The organism is Thalassolituus sp. ST750PaO-4 (assembly GCF_020320405.1).
Taxonomy (GTDB): Bacteria; Pseudomonadota; Gammaproteobacteria; order Pseudomonadales; family Oceanobacteraceae; genus Venatoribacter; species Venatoribacter alkanivorans.
The window spans coordinates 407,321-424,528 of sequence record NZ_JABVCB010000005.1 but is presented as its reverse complement, the minus strand read 5'-3'; the positions used below and the strand labels follow the sequence as shown (position 1 = coordinate 424,528).

The following is a 17,208-nucleotide window of genomic DNA, read 5'->3' as shown; positions in this document are numbered from 1 at the left end:
GGTTGCGTACCATGAGTATTTCCTCTCTGCTGATGGCCATCGTGCTGGCGGCGATCCCGCTGACACTGATTCTGGCCGCTGTTCCTGCCGGTCTGCAGACCCGGCGCTTTAGCTTCAGTGACGACCAGCGCTGGCGTTTTGCCTGGCGTGCGGCGCAGGCCATTACCCTGTTAACCCTGAGCGCAATCGCACTGGCACTGCTGTTGCCGGATGCCGGTCTGCACTGGCTGAGTGATCAGCCGTTGCGCCTGACGCTGTTACTGCTGCTCAGCGTGATGGCACTGGTGGTGGTGAAATTCTCACGCCGTTATCTGGCCGCCGATCCGGGTTTTGGCCGTTATCTGCGCTGGCTGTTGCTGACCCTGGCGGCGGTGGCGCTGGTGTTTATCAGCAATCATTTGCTGTTGTTTGCCCTGGGCTGGATTGCCATCAGTCTGGCGCTGCATCAGTTGCTGATGTTCTACCCTGAACGTCCGCGCGCGGCGCTGGCGGCGCATAAAAAATTCCTGCTGGCACGGCTGGCGGAAATTTCTCTGCTGGTTGCCTTTTACCTGCTCTGGCAACAGCACGGCACGGCCAATATCGACGCCATTATCAGTGCTTATCAGGCGCCAGCAGCCCTCAGCCTGAATGAGCAGGTTGCCGCCGTACTCATTGCCCTGACCGCGCTGATCAAATGTGCGCAGCTGCCGGTACATGGCTGGCTGATTCAGGTGGTGGAAGCGCCGACGCCGGTATCCGCACTGCTGCATGCCGGGGTGATTAATCTTGGCGGCTTTCTGCTGATTCTGTTTGCCCCGCTGTTTTTACAGGTGGCCGCAGCGCAGTGGCTGGTGCTGGTGGTGGCCGGTCTGACGACGGTACTGGCGGCGCTGATTATGACCACCCGCATCAGCATCAAGGTACGGCTGGCCTGGTCGACCAGTGCGCAGATGGGTCTGATGCTGATCGAGTGTGCACTGGGCATGGTGGAGCTGGCATTACTGCATCTGCTGGCACACTCGGCTTATAAAGCCTGGGCGTTCTTAAGCTCCGGCTCGGCGGTACAGCAGCATGTGCAGCAGTCACTGCTGATTGCTCCGCCAGCGGCGGCGCGTCGCTGGTTGCTGGCCATGCTGACGGCGGCTGGTCTGGTGGCAGCCGCCTGGTGGTTCAGTGTTCAGTTGAGTGCTCAGTTGCATACCGGCATTCAACCCGTCAGTGGCTGGTTGTTGCTGACTCTGGCGCTGACTGTGCTGCTGGCCCAGCGTGTTCCGGGAGGCTGGTCACTGTTGCTGGCGACAGGACTGGTACTGGCTTATAGCCTGCTGAAAATCCTGCTGCAGCCGCTGACCGGCAATCTGCCGGAGGTGCTGCGAGTGCAGTGGTTCAGTGCCGCAGATCTGTGGGTAAGCGCCCTGTTTCTGCTGCTGTTCTCTGTCTGGTGGCTGCTGCGTTACCGCGCCCACTGGCCGCTGGTGCAGCGCTTATCGCTGGCCCTGTTTGCCGGCCTGTATCTGGATGAATGGTTTACCCGTATCACCCTGCGTCTGTGGCCTGCACGCCTGCCGGTACGGGCCAACCCCAAGCAGTTAGCGCCACATCAGGGGGCAAAACACGTACTGGCCAGCGGCCGGAAGGAGCAACTGTTATGAGCACATTGACTGTATCAGCACAATGTTCTGCACGTCTGGCAGCGGTTGAGGCCGCCGGAAACCGCGTGGCGCCGACCTGGCCGCTGGATCAGTTAATCGCGGTAAACCCTTTGTGGGAGCTGCGCGATCAGCCATTTACCGCTGCCGCCGCCCGTCTGGAAGCGCTGGGCCGGATGCACTGTCTGATGCCGGAAGAGTATTACGTCCGGCAGTGGCAGCGCAGCCGTATCACCGATGCTCATCTGCAACTGGCCGCTGCTGAGCTTGGTGTGGAACAAGACAGCGCCAGCCTGCTGCAGGCGCTGAAACAGCCGGGAGCAGAAGCCCACTGGCACAATGTGTCAGACCTGCTCGACAGTACCCGTGACCGTCAGCACCAGATGGCCTGGCGCGATGAAATCAGCCATCAGATCAGCCAGTTCTGCGCTGCTTTTTGTCAGCAGCCGGACCATCAGTCGGCACACAACCTGTACCTGAGCTGGGTAAAGCAGATCCGCGCCGACCGCGGTATTGCCATTCTGATGGGCGAACCCGGGCTGACCAAAACCTTCCGTGAGCTGCCGGATGACCCGCAGGCGCTGACCCTGATCGCGCTGGATGAGCTTGGGCTCACTCATGTCGCGCAGATTGAAGCTTACTGCCATGCCCTGCTGCTTGATATTAATGGCTGGGCTTCCTGGTTTGCCTATGAGCGCTGGCAGTCGCGGCTGGAGGGCGCAAGCGACGATGCCCTGCCGCAGCTGATCGCCATCCGTCTCGGTTGGGAGCTGGCGCTGTGGCGTCACTGGCAGCTGCGCCACAAGCAGGCTGCACAGCAACTGCAGCAGCAGTGGTACAGCCAGTTACCGCAACTGAGCATGCTGATTGAGCAGCAACGGCTGGCCCAGAAACCGCTGTGGGTATGGCAGCGCGCTGCCGAAATTGCCCGCCAGCAGCAGGAGATGCAGATACTGGCGCAGAAGCCGCTGGCCACCTCGCCGCAGCCAAAACTGCAAGCCGTATTCTGTATTGATGTGCGTTCTGAAGTGATGCGGCGCGCGCTGGAGGCCCAGAGCGCAGATATCCAGACATTGGGATTTGCCGGTTTCTTTGGTCTGCCGCTGGCTTATACCCCGGTGGGCACCGATCTTAAGCGGCCACAGTTGCCGGGATTACTGGCCGCTGGTCTGCGCGTCAGCGAAGGCGGACATGAAGCCCAGGCGCTGGGTTTTGCCAGAAGGGCGCAGCAGCAGAAAGACGCCGCCTGGCATGACTTCAGCCGTGGTGCGGCCTCCGCGTTCAGCATGGTTGAAGCGGCGGGCCTGAGCTACGCCGCCAAGCTGCTGCGTAAAACCTTCGGCCTGCAGGCTGAGGAACACCCGGTCAATGATCTGGCTGTCAGCGGCCAGTGGACCTTGTGGAATGGCGAGCGGCCGCTGACCCTGAGCGAAAAAGCCGATCTGGCCGGCAATATTATGCAGGCCATGAGCCTTAAACGGCTGGCGGGCGAAGTGCTGCTGGTCGGTCATGGCAGTCATACCACCAACAACCCCCATGCCGCCGGGCTGGATTGCGGGGCCTGTGGCGGTCAGACCGGTGCGGTGAACGTGCAGGTGCTGGCACAACTGCTGAACGACGAAGCGGTGCGCAAGGTGCTGGCTGACCGTGGCCGCATCATTCCGCACAGCACCCGTTTTGTGGCGGCGCTGCATAACACCACCACCGACCATATCCATTGCTTCGGCAAGGTGACGGATATGGCTGCGCAGTGGCTCGCTGATGCCGGCATTCTGGCTCAGCGGGAGCGTGCTGTGGTGCTGGGTCTGGCCGACAGCGCACTGCTTAACCAGCCGCAGCAGCTGGATGCGGCCCTGCGTCAGCGCGCCCTCGACTGGTCAGAAGTACGGCCCGAATGGGGTCTGGCGGGCAACAGCGCCTTTATTGTCGCGCCGCGCCGCCGCAGCCGTGGCCTGAACTTCAGCGGCCGTACCTTCCTGCACGATTATGTCTGGCAGGACGACAGCGCCTTCAGCGTGCTGGAACTGATTATGACCGCGCCGATGGTGGTGACCCACTGGATCAATATGCAGTACAACGCCTCGGTCACCGATCCGCTGAAGTACGGCAGTGGCAACAAAGTGCTGCACAACGTGGTGGGGGGGAATCTCGGCGTATTTGAAGGCAACGGCGGTGATCTGCGCATCGGCCTGCCGCTGCAGTCAGTGCACGATGGTAAGCAGTGGATGCATGAGCCACTGCGGCTGAGTGTCTACATACAGGCGCCGGAAGAGGCCATCGCCGCCATCGTTGCCCGCCATGAAAGTGTTCGCCAGCTGGTGGATAACGACTGGCTGTACCTGTTCCGGCTGGATGATAACGGCGTGGCCGCACGTCTGTATCAGGGTGCATGGCAGGAGCCTGCTTGTGGCTGATACCCTCGGGCTCTGCGAAGTCTCATTGCTGCGGTGCACCGACTCATAAAATTCAGCGCCGCACGGCACATAAAATTCAGCGCCGCACGGCACATTGTGCCTGCGGCTTTACCCAGACATATCCGGTTAGCGCACTGGCCGATCCGTTCGATTGCCCGTGCTGTAACCCCTGAAGACGATGACCGATTATGAAAACAGAATGGCTTGATGGCCTCAGCGACAGCGGCCTGCAACGCGCCGTGCAGTTATTACAGGATGGCGAATGCGTGGCCGTACCGACCGAAACCGTTTACGGCCTGGCCGCCGATGCCCGCAATGCGGCGGCGGTGCGCGCTATTTTTGCCGCCAAGGGCCGCCCGGCCAATCATCCGCTGATTGTCCATCTGGCCAGTGCAGAACAACTGCCGCAGTGGGCGGCCAGTGTGCCGCCGCAAGCCTGGCAGCTGGCGCAGGCATTCTGGCCCGGCCCGCTGACCTTACTGCTGCCCAAAGCGGCGGATGTACCTGAAGAAGTAACCGGTGGTCTGCCCAGCATTGGCCTGCGTGTCCCGGCGCATCCGCTGTTGCAGGCGTTACTGCGCCAGCTCGGCAGCGGTGTGGCTGCCCCTTCGGCGAACCCTTACAAGGCATTAAGCCCGACCTCGGCGGCGCAGGTGATGGCCGGACTGGATGGCCGCATTGCCGCGGTATTGGATGGTGGTGCCTGTGAATTCGGACTGGAATCGACCATTGTCGATCTGACTCAGCCAGAGCAGGGCATCCGTATCCTGCGCGCCGGGCCGATCAGCCGCATTGCCATAGAACAGGTGCTGGGGCAGCCGGTTGAGGTACCGCAGCAACACAACGAAGCCGTGCCGGGTAACGTGCAGGCGCATTATCAGCCGCGTACTCCGCTGAAGCTGTACAGCAGTGACGAACTGGCCGAGCGGATAAAAGACGGAGTTGGCGATGACACCGGCCTGCTGCTGTGGTCTCCGCGTCTGATTGGCCTGGCCTGTGGCCGTGAGCGGGCGCTGATTCTGCCTGATAATGCGCCCGCCTTTGCGCAGACGCTGTATCAGACATTGCACGAAGCCGACCATCTGGGTTATCGCCAGCTCTGGCTGGAGCAACCGCCGGGTACCGAAGACTGGCTGGCGGTTAACGACCGGCTGTCGCGGGCAGCGTCACAATAACGCACAGCCCCTGTGGCTGATTGGCCTGCAGCTGCAGGCTGCCGCCATAGCTGCTGACAATATCGCTGACCATCGCCAGCCCGAGGCCGCTGCCTCCGGCCCCGGCTTCATCCAGCCGCGTACCGCGCAGCAGCAGTTGCTGGCGCGCTTCTGCGGCAATGCCCGGTCCCTGATCACAGACGCTGATCAGCCACTCTTTATCTTCATGGCGAACGCTCAGCAGAATCTCACCGGCAGCGTATTTGCAGGCGTTATCGAGCAGATTGCCGAGCAGCTCCAGCATATCGTCACGATCCTGCGGCAACACCGCGCTGTGGTCGAACTGTGCGCGGATGCTGGCCTGCGGGTACAGCTGCTGCAGCACCTGCAGCAATGGCGGCAGGTCTTCGCTCAGCCGGGTTTGCCGGCCGGGGGATGACATGCCAACGATTCTGGCGCGTTTCAGTTCGCGCTCGACCAGCTGCCGCAGGCGCTGCAGAGCTTCGCGCTGTTGTTGCTGATGTTGTGGATCGAGCTGTTCTGCCAGCAGCTGCAGCTGTTGCAGCGGGCGTTTCATTTCGTGGGCAAGATTACCCAGCGCATTGCGCGAACGGCTGACCCGCTGCTGCAACAGACTGAGCAGGCGGTCGATTTCTTCAGCCAGCGGCTGCACTTCCTGCGGGTAATGACCGGCGGCGGCATTCAGGCCGTCGCGCTCACCAAAACGCAGTTCGCGCAGCTGCTGCTGTAATGGCTCCAGACGGGCAAAGGCGCGGCTCAGCTGGCGGCGCTGGATCAGCATCAGGGTCAGCAGGGCGAAGACCAGCAAGGCCAGTGCCGCCAGACGGTAGCGGTTCAGTTCGCTCTGCAAGGGGGCAATGTCTTCCGCCACCCACAGGGTAAAGTCGTGATTCTGTACGCGGATGCCCTGCGCCTGACTGAGCCATTGCTCATCCAGCCTGTCACCCTGAATGCCGGGTTGCTGCCAGTGCCGGACAACGCCGCTGGCCAGCTGAATGGCAGGCGGCTCTTTATCCCACAGCGAGCGGCTGCGCAGGTCGGTGCCCCGCTGGTCGCGGATGGCAAAATAATGGCCGGAGTAGACACGCTGATAGAGTGTGCCCAGACGGCTGTCATCCACCTGCCAGTTACCCTGAGCGTCCTGTGTCAGGGCGGCAATCAGGCCGTCGGCATCGTGTTGCAGACGGCTGAGCACGGTATGGGTGGTTAGCTGGCGCACGCCATAGTCGGCCAGCCACAGCAGCGGCAGCATCAGCAGTAACAGGGTCAGCAGCCACTGGCGGCGCAGCTGGTGCTGCAGTGAAATCATGCTTGTCTGTCCGCCGCCAGCTGGTAGCCCTGCCCGCGGCGGGTTTCGATAAAGTCTTTACCGAAGTACTGACGCAGGCGGTTGATGTAGACCTCAATCACATTACTGTCTTTCTGCTGCTCTTCTTCGTAAACGTGTTCGCTGAGGCGGGTTTTGGAGTGCACATCCTTTGGGTGCTGCATCAGGTAGCGCAGCAGGCGGAATTCAATCGCGGTCAGCTCGATGGTGCGGCCATCAGCCGCGCTGGCCTGCTGGCGTTCGGTATCCAGTGTCACACCGCGCCAGCTCAGGGCGTTACTGGCCTGGCCGCCATGCCGGCGGGCGATGGCTTCCAGCCGGGCGAGTAATTCCTGGCTGTGGAACGGTTTGCCGAGGTAATCGTCGGCGCCGGCTTTGAGACCGTCGACCCGTTCATGCCAGGCGTCACGTGCGGTCAGTACCAGTACCGGCGTGCGGTTACCGGCACTGCGCCAGCTGCGCAGCACGTCCAGACCGTTTTTACCCGGCAGACCGAGATCGAGCACGATCAGATCCGGCTGCAACTCATTGCCGAGAAACTCACCATCAATGCCATCGTGGCTGACCTCTACCGCGTAACCGGCTTCGCGCAGCAACGGCTGCAGGGCATCGGTCAGTTGCTGGTCATCTTCGATCAACAGCAGCTTCACAGCGGCCGGGCCTCAGTCGTCATCGCGTTCATCCTCCAGCCAGACACCGCTGCGGGCGTCGATATAGGTTTCATGTCGCTGTCCGTGGCTATCGAGCCATTTGAGTTCGTACACCAGCACACTGTCTTCCCATTCCACTTCGGCATCCAGCAGTTCACCGCCAAGCGGATGCCGTTGCAGAATGGCTTCAAGGGACAGTATCTCACCCTGCTCTACCCAGGCCCTGATCTGGGTCTGGTCGGGGTGTTTTCCGGCAAAGACCGGATTAATCATCCCAACGGCCAAAGCCAGGAATAACCACCGAATGTTCATTGAATTTCCCCTGTGCGGCATCTTTATGGCAGCTGTCGCATTGACTGAATGAACCGACCTGCGGATTGCCGCTGACCATGCGTTCCGGTACTTCCCGGTGCTTACGTCTGAAGTATGGCAGTTCGGTGATACGCTGAGGAGTATCGCTGTCGCTGATGCCTTTCAGGTAGCGTGTGTGATTGCCGGCGCTATGAGCACTCAGGTAAGCCAGAATCTCTGCCTGAGTGGCGGCACTCAGCGAGGCATCGTCACCGAAGTGATTATCAAGGCTGGCCATCATCGCCTGCCAGCTGCGTGCCGGCAGCAGCTTGGCCGGATAAGGCAGATGGCAGCTGCCACATTCTTGTTTGTATTGCTGTGTTGCGGCGGTATCTGTGCCGGGTTGTTCAGGGCGCGGCCGGTATTCACTGTGCTCATCATCGTCGTCATCCGCGAGGGATTGATTATTCAGAGTGCTCAGGCCGTAAATACCAAGGGTCAGGGCGCTGCCCAGCAGCAGTGTGCCGGTGGCAAAACGCAGGGCGTTGAGAGAAGTACGCAGGGCGTTAAGGTTACTCATCATCTTTCTCCTTCTTTATGGCTGGCTGAGCCAGGTAATGACATCGCCTTTTTCCTGAGTGCTGCATTCGCGTCCCAGCGTCCAGCGGCAGTTGCGCAGGAACCACTTCTCTGTTTTGGCGGCATCGGTAAAGCGCTCCGGGTTGGCGTGCACTGTCATAGGCTCAATGGGCTTGCCGGTTTTCTGATGTTTGCCGGGCTGAGACGGATCGCGTCCGTGGCAGCTGGCGCAACTGCGTCCGTTGTTGTCCTGCAGCCACAGGGCCTCGCCGGCGGCGGCTGAGAATGGCCCGGCTCCGCCAGCCTGCAGGACCTGCAGCTGGGCGCTGGCACCGGCATAGCTGAGGCTGGTGGCGAGCAGGCTTAAGGTAAAAAGAGCCGCACTCAGTGCGCGGCGGGTCAGGTTATTCATGCTGATCTCCCCGGCCGTCGGTGTCGTCAGCACGTGCTTCTTTGCGACCGTGAATCATCGAGCGCACCAGGTTTTCGCGATGATGCAGGCTGCTGAACAGCACCCCGGCAACGTGCAGGAAGACCAGCGCCAGTGTGCTGTTGGCGAAGAATTCGTGGATTTCTTTCAGCGTGTGTTCGTTAAAAGAGGCCAGCCAGGTGCCTGCTAATGGTCCGGCGTTTTCATCCGCCCCCAGCGTTGCCATACCGAATACCACAGTGCCGGTCAGCGCCAGCAGCAGGGCGATAACCATGGCACCACCGGCCGGATTGTGGCCGATATAGCGGCGCGCCTTACCGGCCGGAATAGCGACCAGATAATTCCAGACTCCCCGTGGCGATTGCACAAAGTCGCTGAAGCGCGCATGGCGTGTGCCGATCAGCCCCCACAGCAGGCGAAAGGCAACCAGCGCAGCCACGCTGTAACCAGCCCAGACATGCAGGGTTTCAAACTCGTCTTCACTCAGATAAGCGATAAAGAAAAACAGCACCAGCGACCAGTGGAAGATACGCACCAGCGGGTCCCAGACTTTGATTGTGTGTGTCATAACGACCTCTCCTCAGGATTTGCACCCAGCGTAGAGCGGCCATGCTTAAACCAACCTTAAAGTTATTCAGCGGCGGGCCGGAATGCGGCAAAGCTGACATACCTGCCTGCGGCCTGAATTGGCACGGCCCTGCGTTGAAAACTACCTACACTGGTCAATATCCGCACAGGCAGAGGGACGGCACCATGACACTGAAATTTCCGATGATACTGGCCTTACTGATCAGCGTTTTGCTGACGTTTCCGGCCCATTCCGCACCGGCCTGTCCGGCTGGTGGTGTAAAGGTAGGCTGGGAGCCCTGGCTGCCCTACGCCTACGAAGAGCAGGGAAAATTTACCGGCCTGGATCTGGATATGGCTACCGCCATCCTGACCCGCATGGGCTGCCCTTTTACCTTTGTAAACCGGCCCTGGAAGCGCCTGCTGGCGGAAATTTCTTCCGGTAATCTGCACCTTACCGGGGGTGCCTCACGTACCGCTGAGCGTGAAGAATTTGGCTATTTCAGCACGCCATACCGTACGGAATCGGCGGTGATGATGGTGCGCAAAGAAGATGCGTCAGGCTATGGCGGCATCAGTTCGCTGAAGGATCTGATCGGTAAAAACTTTACGCTTGGCGTTACCCGCGGTTATTACTACGGCGAAGACTATGCGGCACTGGAAAATGATGCGGGTTTCAAAGCCCGCCTGGCCGATGCCGGTGATGACGCTACCAACTACAAAAAACTGGCGGCAAAACGGCTGGATGGCTTTTTGGCCGACCCGTTCTCCGCCGCGGCAGGGCTTAAAAAGGAAGGTCTCGGCGGCCGCTTTATCAGCCATATGACCGTCTATTCGGACGACATCTATTTCCTTATCAGCAAAGCCTCCACCTCTCCGGAGTTTGTTGCAGCCTTTGATCAGGCGCTGGCAGAACTGAAGGCCAGTGGGGAATATCAGACTATTGTGGATAAGTACCTGCACTGACACGCCGGTTGTTCAAATGCACGCCGCCCGCTCGATGCGGGCTTTTTATTATCCATCTTCTTCTGGCCCGAATTGCCCTTTGTTTTGCGATATTGGTTTACGTTAACGTAAAGGTAACTTAGCAGCCCGACAGCCCAACCCGCATGAGCCGTACTTACAGCATCCGTGACCTCGCCGACGAGTTTGATATCACCACCCGCACCATCCGCTTTTATGAGGCGGAGGGCATGCTCAACCCGCAGCGTGAAGGTCAGACCCGTATCTATACGCCACAGGATAGGGTCACACTGAAGCTGATTCTGCGCGGTAAGCGCCTGGGCTTATCGCTGGCCGAAAGCCGCGAGCTGATTGATATGTACCGCCCCGGACTGGAGCCGGAGGCTAATCGTCCGCAGCTGGAAAAACTGCTGGCGGTGATAGAACAGCGGCGCAGTCACCTGCGCCAGCAACTGCACGATATTGAACGCATGATGCAGGACCTGGACAACGCCGAGCTGAAAGCCAGCGAGGCACTGGCGGCACTGACAGGCGCTTAGCCACCGCCCGTTATTTCCGGCCCTGCTACCAAGAATAAAAATACAACAGGAAGGAGCCATACGATGACCGGATTCAATTTTGGCCTGGGCGAAACGCTCGATATGCTGCGCGATCAGGTGCGCGGTTTTGCCCAGCGCGAGCTGGCGCCGCTGGCCGCGGACGTTGACCGCGACAACCAGTTCCCCATGCCCATGTGGCGCAAGTTCGGTGAGCAGGGATTGCTCGGCATTACCGTCAGCGAAGAATACGGCGGTGCCGATATGGGCTATCTGGCGCATGTGATCGCCATGGAAGAAATCAGCCGCGCCTCGGCCTCGGTCGGGTTGTCTTACGGCGCCCACTCCAACCTCTGTGTAAACCAGATTTACCGCAACGGCACGGCGGAGCAGAAGGCGAAATACCTGCCGAAGCTGATCTCCGGCGAGCATATCGGCGCGCTGGCGATGAGCGAGCCCAATGCCGGTTCCGATGTGGTGTCGATGAAGCTGCGCGCCGATAAAAAAGGCGATCACTATGTGCTCAACGGCACCAAGATGTGGATCACCAACGGCCCGGATGCCAACGTTTATGTGATCTACGCCAAAACCGATCTGAGCAAAGGCCCGCACGGCATGACCGCCTTTATCGTCGAACGCGACTGGGCCGGTTTCTCACGCAGCCCGAAACTCGACAAGCTCGGCATGCGTGGCTCCAACACCTGTGAGCTGGTGTTCGATAACGTCGAAGTACCGGCAGAAAACATTCTCGGCGGCGAGAACATGGGCGTGAAAGTGCTGATGAGCGGCCTCGACTACGAGCGCGTGGTGCTGTCCGGCGGCCCGACCGGCATCATGCTGGCCTGTATGGATGTGGTGCAGCCCTATATCGTCGACCGTAAACAGTTTGGCCAGAGTATCGGTGAGTTCCAGCTGGTGCAGGGCAAGCTGGCCGATATGTACACCAGCATGAACGCCAGCCGCGCCTATCTGTACGCCGTGGCGGCCGCTTGTGACCGTGGCGAAACCACGCGTAAAGATGCCGCTGGTGTGATTCTCTACTGTGCCGAAAAAGCCACACAGATGGCGCTGGATGCGATCCAGCTGCTGGGCGGCAACGGCTATATCAACGACTTCCCCACCGGCCGTCTGCTGCGCGACGCCAAGCTGTATGAAATTGGCGCCGGCACCTCGGAAATCCGCCGCATGCTGATTGGTCGCGAACTGTTTCAGGAGCTGAGCTGATGCCGCTTATCCAGTCCCGGCTCGACAGCCGCAGCCCGCAGTTTGCTGCCAACCGCGCACAGATGCAGGCGCTGGTGGCCGACCTGAAAGCCAAAGTCGCCCGCATTGCCGAAGGCGGTGGCGAGGTGGCGATGCAGCGCCATACCGCACGTGGCAAATTACCGGTGCGCGAGCGCATTCAGCTGCTGCTTGATGCCGGCAGCCCCTTTCTCGAAATCGGTCAGTTGGCGGCCCATGAGGTGTACGGCGAAGACGTACCCGCCGCCGGTGTGGTTGCCGGTATCGGCCGTATCAACGGCCAGGAATGCATGGTGGTGGGCAACGATGCCACGGTAAAAGGCGGCAGTTACTACCCGCTGACGGTGAAAAAACACCTGCGCGCGCAGACCATCGCCCAGCAGTGCAACCTGCCCTGTGTTTATCTGGTGGATTCCGGCGGCGCTAACCTGCCGCGCCAGGATGAAGTCTTCCCCGACCGCGAACACTTCGGCCGTATTTTCTTTAATCAGGCCAATATGTCGGCTGCCGGTATCGCCCAGATTGCGGTGGTGATGGGTTCCTGCACCGCCGGTGGCGCCTATGTGCCGGCGATGGCCGATGAATCCATCATCGTGCGTAATCAGGCCACCATTTTTCTTGCCGGCCCGCCGCTGGTGAAGATGGCCACCGGCGAAGAAATCGGTGCCGAAGAACTGGGCGGTGGCGAGCTGCATACCGGTCAGTCCGGGGTGGCCGATCATCTGGCCGAGAACGATGAGCATGCGCTGCAACTGGCGCGTAACGCCGTCGCCAATCTGAACCGCCACAAGCCGCAAAACACGGCGGCAGAGGTGAAAGAACCGGCCTATCCGGGCCATGAACTGTACGGCCTGATTCCGACCGATACCCGCCAGCCCTACGATGTGCGCGAGGTGATTGCGCGGCTGGTGGACGGCTCGGAGTTTGATGAATTCAAAGCGCGCTTCGGCACCACGCTGGTGTGCGGTTTTGCCCGGCTGTACGGCATGCCGGTCGGCATCGTTGCCAATAACGGCATCCTGTTTTCTGAGTCGGCACAGAAAGGCACGCACTTCATTGAGCTGTGCGCGCAACGCAAAATTCCGCTGCTGTTTCTGCAGAATATCACCGGCTTTATGGTCGGCCCCAAATACGAAGCCGAAGGCATCGCCCGCCACGGCGCCAAGATGGTGATGGCAGTGGCCTGTGCCAAAGTGCCGAAGCTGACACTGGTAATCGGCGGCAGCTTTGGCGCCGGTAACTACGGCATGTGTGGCCGCGCCTACGATCCGAACTTCCTCTTTATGTGGCCCAACGCGCGCATCTCGGTGATGGGCGGCGAACAGGCGGCCGGCGTGCTGGCGCAGGTGAAGCGCAAGCAGCTGGCGAAGAAAGGCGAGCCCTGGAGCGACGCCGACGAGAACGCCTTTAAACAGCCAATCCGCGAGTTATACGAGCAGCAGGGCCATCCGTACTACAGCTCGGCGCGGCTGTGGGACGACGGCATTATCGACCCGGCCGATAGCCGGCGCGTGCTGGGGCTGGCGTTGTCGGCCTGCCTGAATAAACCCATCGAAGACACACGCTTTGGCGTGTTCCGCATGTAGAGCCTGTTCGAATCAGGTAAGGAATCGACCATGTTAGAACTCGCAATTCATCAGGGCGTAGCCACGCTGAGCCTCGACCGTCCTGAACTGGGTAATGCCTTTAATGCCGAACTGATTGCCGAGCTGCGGGCGCAGTTGTCGGTACTGGCCACCGAACCTGCGGTGCGGGTGCTGGTGCTCGCCGGTCAGGGCAAACACTTCTGCACCGGCGCTGACCTCAACTGGATGAAAGCCCAGAAAGACGCCTCCGAGGCAGAGAATCACGCCGATGCCCTGCAGCTGGCCGGTCTGCTGCAGGATCTGAACGACTTTCCCAAACCGACCATCGCCCGTGTGCAGGGCGCAGCCTTTGGCGGTGCGCTGGGGCTGATCTGCTGTTGCGATATGGCGGTGGCGGCGGACAACGCGCGCTTCTGCCTGAGCGAAGTGAAACTCGGTTTAAGCCCGGCCACCATCAGCCCTTATGTGCTGGCGGCGATGGGCGCACGTCAGGCGCGGCGTTACTTTTTAAGCGCGGAACTGATCGACGCGCCAACGGCGCAGGCACTGCAGCTGGTGCATGAAGTGGTGCCGGTCGAACAGCTGGATGAGCAGGTGCAGCGCTGGTGTCAGGCGTTGCTGGCCAACGGCCCGCAGGCGCTGGCGGCGACCAAAGCCCTGATCGCCGGCCAGAGCAGCCCGGTCAATGATCAGCTGAAAGAAGAAACATCGGCACTGATTGCTCGCCTGCGCGTCAGCGCCGAAGGCCAGGAAGGATTAAGTGCGTTTCTGCAGAAACGCGCCCCCACTTATGCACAGGAAGCAGCCCATGACTGAGCACCTGTTTAACAAGATTCTGATCGCCAACCGTGGCGAAATTGCCGTGCGTGTGATGCGTACCGCACAAGCGCTGGGCATCCGCACCGTCGCCATTTATTCCGACGCCGACGCCAGCGCGCTGCATGTACAGCAGGCCGACGAAGCCATCGCTCTCGGTGGTGTGACTGCTGCCGAAAGCTATCTGGATATGCACAAAGTGCTGGACGCCGCGCGCGCCACCGGCGCCGAAGCCATTCACCCGGGCTACGGCTTTTTAAGCGAAAACGCCGCCTTTGCCCGCGCCTGCGAAGAGGCCGGCATCGCCTTTATCGGCCCGTCGGCTGCAGCGATTGAAGCCATGGGCGATAAGGCCAGCGCCAAAGCCCTGCTGGCCGACAGCGGTGTGCCGCTGGTGCCCGGCTATCATGGCGATGAGCAGAGCGACCAACGCCTGAGCGCCGAGGCCGAACGCATCGGTTATCCGCTGCTGCTGAAAGCCAGTGCCGGCGGTGGCGGTAAGGGCATGCGTATCGTGCTCTCCGCCGCCACACTGCACGACGATATCGCCGCTGCCCGGCGCGAAGCACGCTCGGCCTTTGGTGATGACCGCCTGCTGATAGAGAAATACCTGATCCGCCCGCGCCATGTGGAAGTGCAGGTGTTTATGGACAGTTTCGGCAACGGCGTTTACCTGTTCGAGCGCGATTGCTCGGTGCAGCGCCGCCATCAGAAAGTGATCGAGGAAGCGCCGGCGCCGGGTATGACGGCCGCGTTGCGCCAGCGTATGGGCGAAGCCGCGCTGGCGGTGGCGCAGCGTATTCAGTATCGCGGTGCGGGCACGGTGGAGTTTCTGCTGGATGCCAACCATGAATTCTTTTTTATGGAGATGAACACCCGCCTGCAGGTCGAGCACCCGGTCACCGAGATGATTACCGGCGTCGATCTGGTGTACTGGCAGTTACGCGTGGCGGCGGGTAAAGGCCTGCCGCAGGAGGTCAGCCAGCAGAACCTGCCGATTAATGGTCACGCCATAGAGGTGCGGCTGTACGCCGAAGATCCGGATAACCATTTCTTGCCGGCTATTGGCCGTCTGAAACTGTGGCAGGCGCCAGAGCTGAACTCGTCTGTTCGCCTCGACAGTGGTGTGCAGCAGGGTGATGAAGTCAGCCCTTACTACGACCCGATGCTGGCCAAGCTGATTGCCCACGGTCGTGATCGTACCGAAGCGCTGCATAACCTGCGTACTGCACTGGCCGCACTGCAGGTCGACGGGGTAAAAACCAACCGCGATTTTCTGCTGCGCCTGCTCAGTCTGGAGGCTTTTGCCAATGCCGAACTGAGCACCGATTTTATTGAGCGTAACCAGCACGAACTGACGCAGCCCTTGCCGACCCACTGGGAACTGGCGGCGTTAACCGAGCTGCTGTTGCCGACGCTTGCCTCTCAATCTCAGCCGCAAGCGCATGACCCGTGGCACGCCGATGGTTTTCTGTCGGCACTGCCTGCGCAGCGCGTGCTGCGGCTGGAAAGTGCCGTCGGTGATGTGTTGCGGGCACGGGCGCGGGCGAATGAGCAGGCGCACGGTCTGGACAGAAATCAGAGCTGGAACCTGCAGCTGGCCGATCACAGTGTGCAGATTCAGGGGCGCCTGGAGCTTAAGGGTCAGGCCGGTGATATCCGCCTGCTGCAGCTGGAGGCCCGGGTAAACGGTCAGCAGCAATCGCTGCCGCTGGCACTGAGCGAGCATGAACTGCTGCTGTTTCTGCCGCAGGGCAGTCAGCGCTTTGTGCGTAACCGCTGGCTGGGCGAGCAGGCACAGGATGATCATGGCGGTCTGACCGCACCCATGGCCGGTCAGGTGCTGGAGGTTAAAGTGCAGCCGGGCGAACAGGTTGAAGCCGGTCAGGTGCTGATGATTATGGAAGCAATGAAAATGGAGCACAGCATCCGCGCGCCGCAGGCCGCGCTGGTGCAGGCGGTGCTGTATCAGGCCGGTGATCAGGTAGCCGAAGGCACTGAGCTGTTGCAGCTGGAGATAACTGAAGAGGCAGCAGCGGAGGCCGACGCATGATGCAGCGGGCACATCCGGACAGCGTGCGCATTGTCGAAGTCGGCGCGCGCGATGGTTTACAGAATGAAGCGCAGGCGCTCAGTGTTGAGCTGCGCTGCGAGCTGATTGAACGGCTGGCCGCCGCCGGCCTGCGTCATATCGAGGCTGGTAGTTTTGTCTCGCCCAAATGGGTGCCGCAGATGCAGCACAGCGACCGCGTACTGCTGCAGCTTAAACGTCAGCCCGGCGTGCGCTATGCCGCCCTCACCCCCAATCTGCAGGGGCTGGAAGCGGCGCTGGCGGCCAACGCCTCGGAGGTTGCGGTGTTTACCGCCGCCTCCGATGCCTTCACCCGGAAGAACATTAACTGCAGCGTGGCGCAGAGCCTGGAACGTATCCGCCCGGTGCTGGAGCATGCGCGCACGGTTGGTCTGCCGGTGCGCGGTTATGTCTCCACCGTGATGGGTTGTCCTTATCAGGGCGAGGTGCCGGTGCAGGCGGTGGTCGATGTGGCGCAGGCGCTGCTGGATATGGGCTGCTACGAAATCTCTCTGGGCGACACCATCGGCACCGGCAGTGTGCCGCAGACGCAGAATCTGATCCGCGCGCTGGCACTGCATATGCCGGTGTCGCAGCTGGCGGTGCATTTTCACGATACCTATGGTCAGGCGCTGGCCAATATTTACGCCGCGCTGGAGCTGGGTATCCGCACCGTCGACAGCTCGCTTGCCGGACTGGGTGGCTGCCCTTATGCCGCCGGGGCGTCGGGCAATGTTGCCAGCGAAGATGTGCTGCGTCTGGTCGAAGGCCTCGGCCTGCATACCGGTATCGACGCGCAGCTGCTGGCAGAAACCGGGCAGTGGATCAGCGACCAGCTGCAGCGCCCGAATGGCAGTAAAAGCGGCCGCGCGCTGGTGGCAAAAGCCGGGAAAAATAATAATGATGCCCGTCAGAACAACAAGGAGTAGT

Annotated in this window: 16 protein-coding genes; 10 read left to right on the top strand and 6 right to left on the bottom strand. The window is 60.8% G+C overall.

Going from position 1 to position 17,208, the window contains the following annotated elements; translation table 11 throughout:
* Positions 1-11: 11 nt before the first annotated feature.
* The 3 genes from HUF18_RS04405 (at position 12) to HUF18_RS04395 (ending at position 5,220) form a co-directional block, all read left to right on the top strand.
* Positions 12-1,634 (top strand): NADH-quinone oxidoreductase subunit L, encoded by a 1,623-nt coding sequence (locus tag HUF18_RS04405; protein ID WP_225691271.1) that lies wholly within the window; start codon positions 12-14, stop codon positions 1,632-1,634.
* Entirely contained in the window at positions 1,631-4,045 is a 2,415-nt protein-coding gene (locus tag HUF18_RS04400; RefSeq protein ID WP_225691270.1) for a YbcC family protein, read from the top strand. The genes HUF18_RS04405 and HUF18_RS04400 overlap by 4 nt, the downstream gene beginning before the upstream one ends.
* 188 nt (positions 4,046-4,233) lie before the next feature.
* Positions 4,234-5,220 (top strand): L-threonylcarbamoyladenylate synthase, encoded by a 987-nt coding sequence (locus tag HUF18_RS04395; RefSeq protein WP_225691269.1) that lies wholly within the window; start codon positions 4,234-4,236, stop codon positions 5,218-5,220.
* Here the strand turns inward: HUF18_RS04395 and HUF18_RS04390 are convergent.
* Genes HUF18_RS04390 through HUF18_RS04365 form a run of 6 tightly spaced genes read right to left on the bottom strand, consistent with a single transcriptional unit; the run spans position 5,186 to position 9,065 of the window.
* The gene (locus HUF18_RS04390) at positions 5,186-6,529 is read right to left on the bottom strand and encodes a sensor histidine kinase (protein ID WP_225691268.1); all 1,344 of its coding nucleotides are present in this window, start codon (positions 6,527-6,529) and stop codon (positions 5,186-5,188) included. The genes HUF18_RS04395 and HUF18_RS04390 overlap by 35 nt on opposite strands.
* The gene (locus HUF18_RS04385) at positions 6,526-7,197 is read right to left on the bottom strand and encodes a response regulator transcription factor (RefSeq protein WP_225691267.1); all 672 of its coding nucleotides are present in this window, start codon (positions 7,195-7,197) and stop codon (positions 6,526-6,528) included. The genes HUF18_RS04390 and HUF18_RS04385 overlap by 4 nt, the downstream gene beginning before the upstream one ends.
* A 12-nt stretch (positions 7,198-7,209) precedes the next feature.
* A complete protein-coding gene (locus HUF18_RS04380) occupies positions 7,210-7,509 on the bottom strand; it encodes a PepSY domain-containing protein (protein ID WP_225691266.1) in 300 nt (99 codons plus the stop codon).
* Positions 7,463-8,068 (bottom strand): diheme cytochrome c, encoded by a 606-nt coding sequence (locus HUF18_RS04375; RefSeq protein ID WP_225691265.1) that lies wholly within the window; start codon positions 8,066-8,068, stop codon positions 7,463-7,465. Before HUF18_RS04375 ends, HUF18_RS04380 begins: the two co-directional genes overlap by 47 nt.
* Before the next feature lie 15 nt (positions 8,069-8,083).
* Positions 8,084-8,479: a DUF1924 domain-containing protein gene (locus HUF18_RS04370; RefSeq protein ID WP_225691264.1), complete on the bottom strand. Its 396-nt coding sequence runs from the start codon at positions 8,477-8,479 to the stop codon at positions 8,084-8,086.
* Positions 8,472-9,065 (bottom strand): cytochrome b/b6 domain-containing protein, encoded by a 594-nt coding sequence (locus tag HUF18_RS04365; protein WP_145467368.1) that lies wholly within the window; start codon positions 9,063-9,065, stop codon positions 8,472-8,474. The genes HUF18_RS04370 and HUF18_RS04365 overlap by 8 nt, the downstream gene beginning before the upstream one ends.
* A 185-nt stretch (positions 9,066-9,250) precedes the next feature.
* On the opposite strand from HUF18_RS04365, the gene HUF18_RS04360 reads away from it, so the two are divergent.
* The 7 genes from HUF18_RS04360 to HUF18_RS04330 all read left to right on the top strand — a co-directional run bounded on the left by HUF18_RS04360 (position 9,251) and on the right by HUF18_RS04330 (position 17,207).
* Positions 9,251-10,030, top strand: coding sequence for a substrate-binding periplasmic protein (locus HUF18_RS04360; protein ID WP_225691263.1), 780 nt, complete (start codon positions 9,251-9,253; stop codon positions 10,028-10,030).
* A 143-nt stretch (positions 10,031-10,173) separates the two neighbouring features.
* On the top strand, positions 10,174-10,566 hold the full coding sequence (locus HUF18_RS04355) for a MerR family transcriptional regulator (RefSeq protein ID WP_225691262.1): 393 nt from the start codon (positions 10,174-10,176) through the stop codon (positions 10,564-10,566).
* A 63-nt stretch (positions 10,567-10,629) separates the two neighbouring features.
* Positions 10,630-11,787 carry an isovaleryl-CoA dehydrogenase gene (locus HUF18_RS04350; protein WP_145467373.1) on the top strand — a complete coding sequence of 386 codons (1,158 nt, stop codon included), beginning with the start codon at positions 10,630-10,632 and terminating at the stop codon, positions 11,785-11,787.
* Positions 11,787-13,391 (top strand): carboxyl transferase domain-containing protein, encoded by a 1,605-nt coding sequence (locus HUF18_RS04345; protein WP_225691261.1) that lies wholly within the window; start codon positions 11,787-11,789, stop codon positions 13,389-13,391. Before HUF18_RS04350 ends, HUF18_RS04345 begins: the two co-directional genes overlap by 1 nt.
* 30 nt (positions 13,392-13,421) lie before the next feature.
* Complete coding sequence (locus HUF18_RS04340) at positions 13,422-14,207, top strand: enoyl-CoA hydratase-related protein (RefSeq protein WP_225691260.1); 786 nt, start codon at positions 13,422-13,424, stop codon at positions 14,205-14,207.
* Positions 14,200-16,260, top strand: a complete 2,061-nt coding sequence (locus HUF18_RS04335) for an acetyl-CoA carboxylase biotin carboxylase subunit (RefSeq protein ID WP_225691259.1) — start codon at positions 14,200-14,202, stop codon at positions 16,258-16,260. The genes HUF18_RS04340 and HUF18_RS04335 overlap by 8 nt, the downstream gene beginning before the upstream one ends.
* The gene (locus HUF18_RS04330) at positions 16,257-17,207 is read left to right on the top strand and encodes a hydroxymethylglutaryl-CoA lyase (protein WP_274704256.1); all 951 of its coding nucleotides are present in this window, start codon (positions 16,257-16,259) and stop codon (positions 17,205-17,207) included. The genes HUF18_RS04335 and HUF18_RS04330 overlap by 4 nt, the downstream gene beginning before the upstream one ends.
* Position 17,208 lies beyond the last annotated feature (1 nt).

What these genes read in the sequence shown, in the direction of transcription:
- HUF18_RS04370 (WP_225691264.1), bottom strand. Translation starts at nt 8,479, where the DNA reads ATGAATAACCTGACCCGCCGCGCACTGAGTGCGGCTCTTTTTACCTTA.
- HUF18_RS04360 (WP_225691263.1), top strand. Translation starts at nt 9,251, where the DNA reads ATGACACTGAAATTTCCGATGATACTGGCCTTACTGATCAGCGTTTTG.
- HUF18_RS04330 (WP_274704256.1), top strand. Translation starts at nt 16,257, where the DNA reads ATGATGCAGCGGGCACATCCGGACAGCGTGCGCATTGTCGAAGTCGGC.
- HUF18_RS04375 (WP_225691265.1), bottom strand. Translation starts at nt 8,068, where the DNA reads ATGAGTAACCTTAACGCCCTGCGTACTTCTCTCAACGCCCTGCGTTTT.
- HUF18_RS04390 (WP_225691268.1), bottom strand. Translation starts at nt 6,529, where the DNA reads ATGATTTCACTGCAGCACCAGCTGCGCCGCCAGTGGCTGCTGACCCTG.
- HUF18_RS04395 (WP_225691269.1), top strand. Translation starts at nt 4,234, where the DNA reads ATGAAAACAGAATGGCTTGATGGCCTCAGCGACAGCGGCCTGCAACGC.
- HUF18_RS04345 (WP_225691261.1), top strand. Translation starts at nt 11,787, where the DNA reads ATGCCGCTTATCCAGTCCCGGCTCGACAGCCGCAGCCCGCAGTTTGCT.
- HUF18_RS04340 (WP_225691260.1), top strand. Translation starts at nt 13,422, where the DNA reads ATGTTAGAACTCGCAATTCATCAGGGCGTAGCCACGCTGAGCCTCGAC.
- HUF18_RS04355 (WP_225691262.1), top strand. Translation starts at nt 10,174, where the DNA reads ATGAGCCGTACTTACAGCATCCGTGACCTCGCCGACGAGTTTGATATC.
- HUF18_RS04365 (WP_145467368.1), bottom strand. Translation starts at nt 9,065, where the DNA reads ATGACACACACAATCAAAGTCTGGGACCCGCTGGTGCGTATCTTCCAC.
- HUF18_RS04350 (WP_145467373.1), top strand. Translation starts at nt 10,630, where the DNA reads ATGACCGGATTCAATTTTGGCCTGGGCGAAACGCTCGATATGCTGCGC.
- HUF18_RS04380 (WP_225691266.1), bottom strand. Translation starts at nt 7,509, where the DNA reads ATGAACATTCGGTGGTTATTCCTGGCTTTGGCCGTTGGGATGATTAAT.
- HUF18_RS04405 (WP_225691271.1), top strand. Translation starts at nt 12, where the DNA reads ATGAGTATTTCCTCTCTGCTGATGGCCATCGTGCTGGCGGCGATCCCG.
- HUF18_RS04400 (WP_225691270.1), top strand. Translation starts at nt 1,631, where the DNA reads ATGAGCACATTGACTGTATCAGCACAATGTTCTGCACGTCTGGCAGCG.
- HUF18_RS04335 (WP_225691259.1), top strand. Translation starts at nt 14,200, where the DNA reads ATGACTGAGCACCTGTTTAACAAGATTCTGATCGCCAACCGTGGCGAA.